Below are 7185 nucleotides of genomic sequence, written 5' to 3' on the forward strand. Positions count from 1 at the left end.
AAGATAATGAGTAATTTTGTTTAATTAAAGATTATTCAAGTATATTCACATATATTAGTTTTTGGATGCCATAACGCTTGGAAGGTCGGAAGCAGAAAATTTATCTATAGTTTGTAATATTTTTTCGATTTCAATGGGTTTAGATAGAAAATCTGATGCTCCGCAAACTTTAGCTTTGACGCGATCGAATACCCCATCATTTCCTGTTAGCATAATTATTGGTACTTCTTTTAGCTTAGATACTCTCCTGATTTGAGTACAAACTTCGTATCCATTCAAAATTGGCATTCCAATATCTAAAAAAATCATTTTAGGATTAACAGTAATTAATTTAGGAACTGCTTGAATGGGTTGTTGAATTCCTAAAAAATTGTAATTTGCTTTAGTAATAATTTGCTGCATGATTTGACAAATTTGAGGACTATCATCAATACAAGCAATTAAAGATTTATCTACCGAATTAGTCGATCCTCGATCTGGATTAGAAGGTTTGCTAGTGGGAGTTAAATTCAAGTCAGGAACTTTAGCTAATTCCAATAATCCTTGATGTATGTATGGATAAATTGATTTAGTAAGCATTAATAAATCTTTATTCATTCCAATAGCCAAATCCCGCAAACTACGACGACCATCTAATAACTTGGTAAAATTTTGATAGACTACTGTTGGAACTGCTTGTTTTAATTGTTCTTTACTTTTAATTTGAGGAGCATAATCGGGATAAACCGATATAAATCCATTTTTAATCCAAGCAGACCACTGTTGCTGCATATGTTTGAATGCCATTTCAATATCAATACTAATTAGGGAGTAATTAGAAATATCTCCAATTAAATCTGATAAAGATAAAGCTTCTTGGTCTAATTCAAGGGGGGTATTTTTCTCTTGCTGAAACAGATCGAAAAATGATTCTATGATTTTACTGGCAACTAACTTTAACATAACTTCCTGACCAATTATATTACGCTGCAATAGAACTCCCAAGCTATGATACTCAGGACAGCGGTATTGGTTGCTATCGCGAAAATTATTTTGCTTTAGATCGACATCAGAGCAATATTTATTCAAATGTCTTTGCCAAGAGCGATTGGGGTGTATTCCCCCATTTGCCCAAAATAATTTACCTCGATCGAAGTAAATTTGCCAGTAAATGCGATCGCCTTCTTCTTTAGTGCTGATGCGGGCAATGCCAGTAAAAGATTGCTTTTTAAGATTATTAAGTAAAGCAAAAATCATATTTAAGTTATGTATATTACGATCTATTTACATAAATATAATTTTTTCCCAGCTTTTTGACATCAGTAGATATCAGTAAAATATCGACTACTTTAATTGAAAAATGAGAAAAATTACTATTTATTTGATCGAACACAAGTAATAAATTGTCGGTATCTATTCTTGTTGGAAATTACCTGGGTTAGATTTCTGAAATATCGGGTATTTCTAAAAACCTCAAATATCCTTTGAAAAAATAAGGAACTATCCCACAAGTAATATCCAGAATATCTTTTTTCATTTTAAAAGAAAGATCTCTTAAAGTATTTTTACCATTTAATAATCTTGACATATTATTGATAATGAGATCGGGCAATTGTTGTTTTAATCGGCGATCGTTTTGTAATAAAGGAGCATGATGGGGAGAACAAGATGCTAAACCCTTAGCACCCCAAGTAGACCAAGATGTTTGAGCTTGAAATAGTATTTGTTCTAAATTTACCACAGCTAAAGATAAATTAAATCCACTTTTTAGTAAATAGTGGGCTGAAGTTTTCTGAATATCATAATACAAAAAATCATTATATTCTTTTTGTAGTAAGTCAAATAATATTTCTTGACTAGAATTGGCGATTAATTTTTTTACTTGTTGGCGTTGAATAATTTTTCTCTGCAATAAAACATTTAAGACAAGATAGTTATAAGATTGAACCTCTGGTTGGTTTCTGACAATAATTGAACTGGTGTTTATCCCAGGAAAATAGTGATTGCAATTTCTTTTCCAAGAGCGATTTAGATGAAAACCACCTTCTGTCCATAAGTAATTACCTAAGTAAAAAAATATCTTCCATTTTTGTTTGCCGTCTTGAGATGCGATTGACAAAATTCCTGTAAATTTTTGTCGATTCAAAGAAATAAGTTTTTCTCCCAGCTTATTATTAGCACCCATCAAAATTATTAAAAAATAAAATAGCTTGACCAGTTATTACTTTTGTAGTTCAAAGTATAGTAAATAAATCCAACATCTAAATATTGTAGAAATATGTAAATATGCTACTTCCTAATAATGCTTTAATTATTCTAATTGTGTTGATACCCCTCAATCGATTGATTGCGTCCACAATCATAACTCCGTAATCTTATAGTTGCTAGAGAAGAGAGGAAAATAAGTAGTAACAACTAAATTAATTAGAAATGTTAGAATAAGACAGCAATCGCACAATCGCACTTAAGTGGAAAGGTAAAATTAAATATAAAATAGTTGTAGCAGGGGTTATGGTTTAGGGTGTAGGGGTCAGGTAAAAGAGCGACTACTTAGGTTTTATAAATTATTTAGCCTACCTACTTAAAATATTTAGCTAGCATTACTTTTTATACGATAAACTTAACTCAATGTTTCGTCGCCACTTTTTATTGCAAGTACTATTAGGTTGGATACTTGCTTCGGGTCAAAAAAATGGTATGGCAAGTAATTTAGAATTTCAATCGCCTGCAAATGCTGAAGAAATTGATTTTTTCCCAGATCTAGAATTAGAACCAATAATTTTTTTTGTTGCCCCCACTGGTCGCGACAATCGTTCGATAAAAGAAGCTATTGGTAATCCCGACCGTCCTTTTGCCACCTGGCAAGGAGTTCAAAGGGCGATAAGACAAATTACCCGAGAAAACCAAGAAATTAAGCGAGCGATCGAAGTAATTTTTAGAGGTGGTACTTATCAACTAATCGAGCCAATTACTCTAACTCCAGCAGATTCTGGTAGGGAGTTATATCCCATCTCTTATAAAGCAGCACCCCAAGAAAAAGTAACCATTAGTGGCGGTCGAACTATTACCGATTGGCAAGAGAAAAATCTTAATGGTCTGCGTTTGTGGGCGATAAATTTACCAGACGAATTAAAACAAGTCAGATTTCAACATCTCTGGGTTAACGGAGTAAGAAGAAGACGAGCGCGCTATCCCAATCAAGGATATTTAACAGTCAGGTCGGTTCACCATCGCCAGGGGCAAAATTGGCATGACGGACATCGCAGTTTTAAATATCATCTAGCAGATATACCACGTAATTTAAGACCTAAGGGTGGCGAAGTGGTCGTCATGAATCGTTGGGTTGAATCTCGCTTGCCGATTATTAAGGTAGATCCTCAACAAAATAGCTTGCACTTTGCTAAAGAAAGCGTATTTAAACTAGCACCAGGAGATCCTTATTACTTAGAAGGTGCATTTGAACTTCTAGATACTCCTGGGGAATGGCATTTAGATCGAGGAAAGTCTCGTCTATATTATCTGCCTCTACCTGAAGAAACCCTACTTAATACTGAAGTTATCGTTCCTGTATTGGATACTTTGGTGCGATTTGCAGGAAAACCTCAAGAAAATAAATTCATCAGTCATTTAAAGTTTGAGAATTTAACTTTTGCCCATACTGATTGGCACTTACCTAAAGACAAATCTGGCTATACTCATAATGCTTGGGGAGTACCCGGGGCAATTATCGCCAATGGAATCAACAATTGTGATTGGCGTTATTGTACGTTCGAGCATTTAGGCAATCATGCGATCGAATTGTGGCGCGGTTGCCATCACAATCAAATTACAGGCTGTACTTTTACAGATTTGGGAGCGGGAGCAATTAAAATTGGGGAAAGAGAAACTTCTGTGCCAAATATTGTTCCTGAAGAAGTTTCCCATCACAACAGCATTACTCAGAATCATATTTATGACGGGGGTAAGTTTTTTCCCAGTGCGGTAGGTATTCGTGCCGTCCATAGCCATAATAATTTTATTGCCTACAATCACATTCACGATTTATATTACACAGCTATATCTGTTAGAGGTACTTGGGGATTTGAGGAAACTCAAGCCTATGCCAATATCATCGATCGCAACTATATTCATCACATTGGTAAGTTAAGTAATAGCAAAAGTGCGATTCTCAGCGATATGGGAGCAATTTATAATCTGGGCAATCAGAAAGGTACTGTGATTCGTCACAATACCATTCACGATGTCGCGGGAATTCGCTACGGCGGTTGGGGCATTTATCTCGACGAAGGTAGTTCTTTTATTCGAGTAGAAAATAACCTGGTTTATAACACTACTGATGGTGCTTTTTGCCAGCATTATGGCATGGAAAATTTGATTATCAATAATATTTTTGCTTTCGGTGAAAAAACTCAAATCCTGAGAAATAAGAGGGATTTAAAAACCGCCTTGAGAAGAAATACAATTAGCTTTTATTTCAAACACAATATTGTTTATTGGCAGCAGGGAAAATTTATTGCTGGGCTGTCAAAAGATGAAAACTACCGAGCAAAAGCAGTATTCGATCGCAATATATATTGGCAAGTAAACGACTCGAATCCTAATTTTGGCAATTTATCTTGGCGAGAATGGCATAAGGGCGATCGCAATTCACAATTGCTCGACCCTCTATTTATCGCTCCTCAAGAGGGCAATTTTCAACTACAGACTAATTCTCCAATTAAGAATTGGAAAATAAGTTTAGATTCTTAAACAGAAGATTTAAAATAAGCGACTGCCAATACTAAACCCAAACAACTAACAAAAGTTAGGCATAGCAATACCAACATAAAAATTTCTCCCGAAGAGAGGGGGCGATCTGTAGGATCTAAATAAGCGGTTTTAGAATATTTTGGTTCTTCTGGATCTGACCAATTAGGGGCTTGAATGACGTTCAGGCGAGAATAACCAATCTTTAAATCGTAAAGAGATCGCTCTTCTGGGCTGCTCAAAACGGCGTAGGCTTCGTTTAGCCTTTGAAATTTGGCTACTGCCACATTAGGAGGAAGTTTGGTAGTGTCTGGATGGTATTTCTTACTTAACTGACGGTAGGCACGACGAATGGCAATAGTTGAGGCAGAAGGATGTAAATCCAACAAATCGTAATAGGTATTAACCAGCTTAGTTGCGGTAGAGAGAGTTTTTGACTGTTGTCGGTTGCTAAAATTTTGATTGGAATTGACCATAACTAAAACTGATTCTTTATTATTATTTAACGAATTTTGCTCGCCAAATCAAGGCTTAAAATCTCATCTTTAAAGACTAATCACTAACCAGAAATAAATACTTTATTGAAGAAATGTTAAACTTCGTCAACCAAATTAGGAAAAAATTCTCCTCTGTTGTTACAGAATTTAAAGTTATCCCAGCTTTTGCAGAGTCAGAATAGAAGCATGGGGTAAACTAGCCCTTGATTCTATCAAGAATACTAAAAAAAGAACATTCGCAGTTGGAGCTTATATTCTAATGTCCCATAGCGTCAAAATTTATGACACCTGCATTGGGTGTACTCAGTGCGTAAGAGCGTGTCCTACTGATGTATTGGAGATGGTACCTTGGGATGGCTGTAAAGCTGGTCAAATTGCCTCTTCTCCTCGTACGGAAGACTGTGTAGGTTGCAAACGTTGTGAAACAGCTTGTCCTACCGACTTCTTGAGTATCCGCGTCTATTTAGGTGCAGAAACTACTCGCAGTATGGGTCTCGCTTATTAAGATCTAGATTTTTAATCTATAAAACTACGAAAGTGTCGTCAAGTTTCTAAAGTTTCCCTAGTCCTTAGTGAGATTTAGAAATTGGGCGGCACTATTTTTGTCAATGGCATTCAATCCTAGATTCAGCCAAAGAAAAAATCTGCAAAAAAGGTTAAGAAAGCTGATACATTTAAGTATGGCTACGTATGGTTTTACGTTAATAAACCCCTAAAATAAATTGAAAATTGTACAGGAGAGGTTAAATTATGGACTGGCGTGTGATAGTAGTTGTTGCACCTCTAGCGATCGCTGCTAGTTGGGCTGTATTTAATATTGGTGCTGCTGCTTTGGCGCAAGCGCAAAAATACTTTAACAAAGAAGGTTAATTTAATAATATAAATTTAAAATAATTCTGCCGACTAGAAATTAAGACAATTTCGGTCGGTTTTTTAATGTTTTCCATAATATTTTAATAGCCCAAAAAAGCGATCGCATAGGTTAGTATTGGTAGATTCAAAAATAGCTTCATCAATACTCACTAGGTAATGAAACTAACCCTATTTCCTCTTTTCAAGCTTTCTCTTTGTACTGTTGGTTATTTCTGTTCTACTCATAAAATTGCGATCGCACAAATCACCTCTGATGATACGACAGGAACTACAGTAAATGCTGATGGCGATAGCTTTACTATCCAAGACGGTAGTAGGAGGGGTGGCAATCTATTTCATAGTTTTCAAGATTTTTCCGTACCTACTGGGGTCGAAGCTTTATTTGATAATGCTAACGATATTACTAATATTTTTAGTCGGGTAACAGGGGGAAATATTTCTAATATCGATGGTTTAATTCGTGCTAATAGTAATGCTAGTTTATTTTTAATCAATCCTGCGGGAATTATCTTTGGCGAAAACGCCAGTCTAGATATTGGCGGATCTTTTTATAGCAGTACCGCAGATAGTATTGTATTTGAAGATGGTGAATTTAGCGCGGTCAATAATCTCAATGCACCAACACTTACTATCAACGCACCCATTGGTTTGAATTTGAGAGATAATCCAAGTTCCATTATTAACAGATCTTCTGCTGTCAACAATGAAGGTGATTTGATTGGATTAGAAGTATCTTTCGGTAACACTTTAGGTTTAATTGGCGGCGATGTAAACTTTGAAGGAGGAAGTGCAACTGCACGAGAAGGCACAATTAAAATCGGCGGTTTGGCTAATCGAGGTATTATCTCTCTAGAAACTAACGATCGTTTGACCTTTCCTGAAAATATAGCCAGATCGAACCTATCTTTTACCAATGCTGCCAATGTAAATGTTAGTGGTACGGTAGGAGGTAGTATTTCTTTAGATGCTAATAATGTTGATTTTAGCGATGCAAGTGAACTGATAGCAGGAATTACAACCGATTCAACTTCTATTGAAGCTCAAGCAGGAGATATTATCATAAATGCTACTGGAAGTATTTCTCTTGAAT

Annotated in this window: 7 protein-coding genes; 4 read left to right on the plus strand and 3 right to left on the minus strand. The window is 35.6% G+C overall.

What is annotated here, in order from left to right:
• Window positions 1-54: 54 nt before the first annotated feature.
• Entirely contained in the window at window positions 55-1236 is a 1182-nt protein-coding gene (locus AC33VI_RS19315) for a response regulator (RefSeq protein WP_491783888.1), read from the minus strand.
• Window positions 1237-1417: 181 nt separating this feature from the next.
• Complete coding sequence (locus AC33VI_RS19320) at window positions 1418-2164, minus strand: DUF4388 domain-containing protein (RefSeq protein WP_491783889.1); 747 nt, start codon at window positions 2162-2164, stop codon at window positions 1418-1420.
• A 443-nt stretch (window positions 2165-2607) separates the two neighbouring features.
• Here AC33VI_RS19320 and AC33VI_RS19325 point away from each other — a divergent pair, with 443 nt between their 5' ends.
• The gene (locus AC33VI_RS19325; RefSeq protein ID WP_491783890.1) at window positions 2608-4728 is read left to right on the plus strand and encodes a right-handed parallel beta-helix repeat-containing protein; all 2121 of its coding nucleotides are present in this window, start codon (window positions 2608-2610) and stop codon (window positions 4726-4728) included.
• Here the strand turns inward: AC33VI_RS19325 and AC33VI_RS19330 are convergent.
• Complete coding sequence (locus AC33VI_RS19330) at window positions 4725-5201, minus strand: J domain-containing protein (protein WP_491783891.1); 477 nt, start codon at window positions 5199-5201, stop codon at window positions 4725-4727. The genes AC33VI_RS19325 and AC33VI_RS19330 overlap by 4 nt on opposite strands.
• A gap of 280 nt (window positions 5202-5481) precedes the next feature.
• Between AC33VI_RS19330 and psaC the strand changes: the two genes are divergently transcribed.
• The 3 genes from psaC to AC33VI_RS19345 all read left to right on the plus strand — a co-directional run.
• The gene (gene psaC / locus AC33VI_RS19335; protein ID WP_006515950.1) at window positions 5482-5727 is read left to right on the plus strand and encodes a photosystem I iron-sulfur center protein PsaC; all 246 of its coding nucleotides are present in this window, start codon (window positions 5482-5484) and stop codon (window positions 5725-5727) included.
• A gap of 245 nt (window positions 5728-5972) precedes the next feature.
• Window positions 5973-6092 carry a photosystem II protein Y gene (locus AC33VI_RS19340; protein ID WP_491783892.1) on the plus strand — a complete coding sequence of 40 codons (120 nt, stop codon included), beginning with the start codon at window positions 5973-5975 and terminating at the stop codon, window positions 6090-6092.
• A gap of 159 nt (window positions 6093-6251) precedes the next feature.
• Window positions 6252-7185 (plus strand): filamentous hemagglutinin N-terminal domain-containing protein (locus AC33VI_RS19345; protein WP_491783893.1); only part of this gene is annotated, 934 nt, incomplete at its 3' end.

The organism is Waterburya sp. (genome assembly GCF_058530065.1).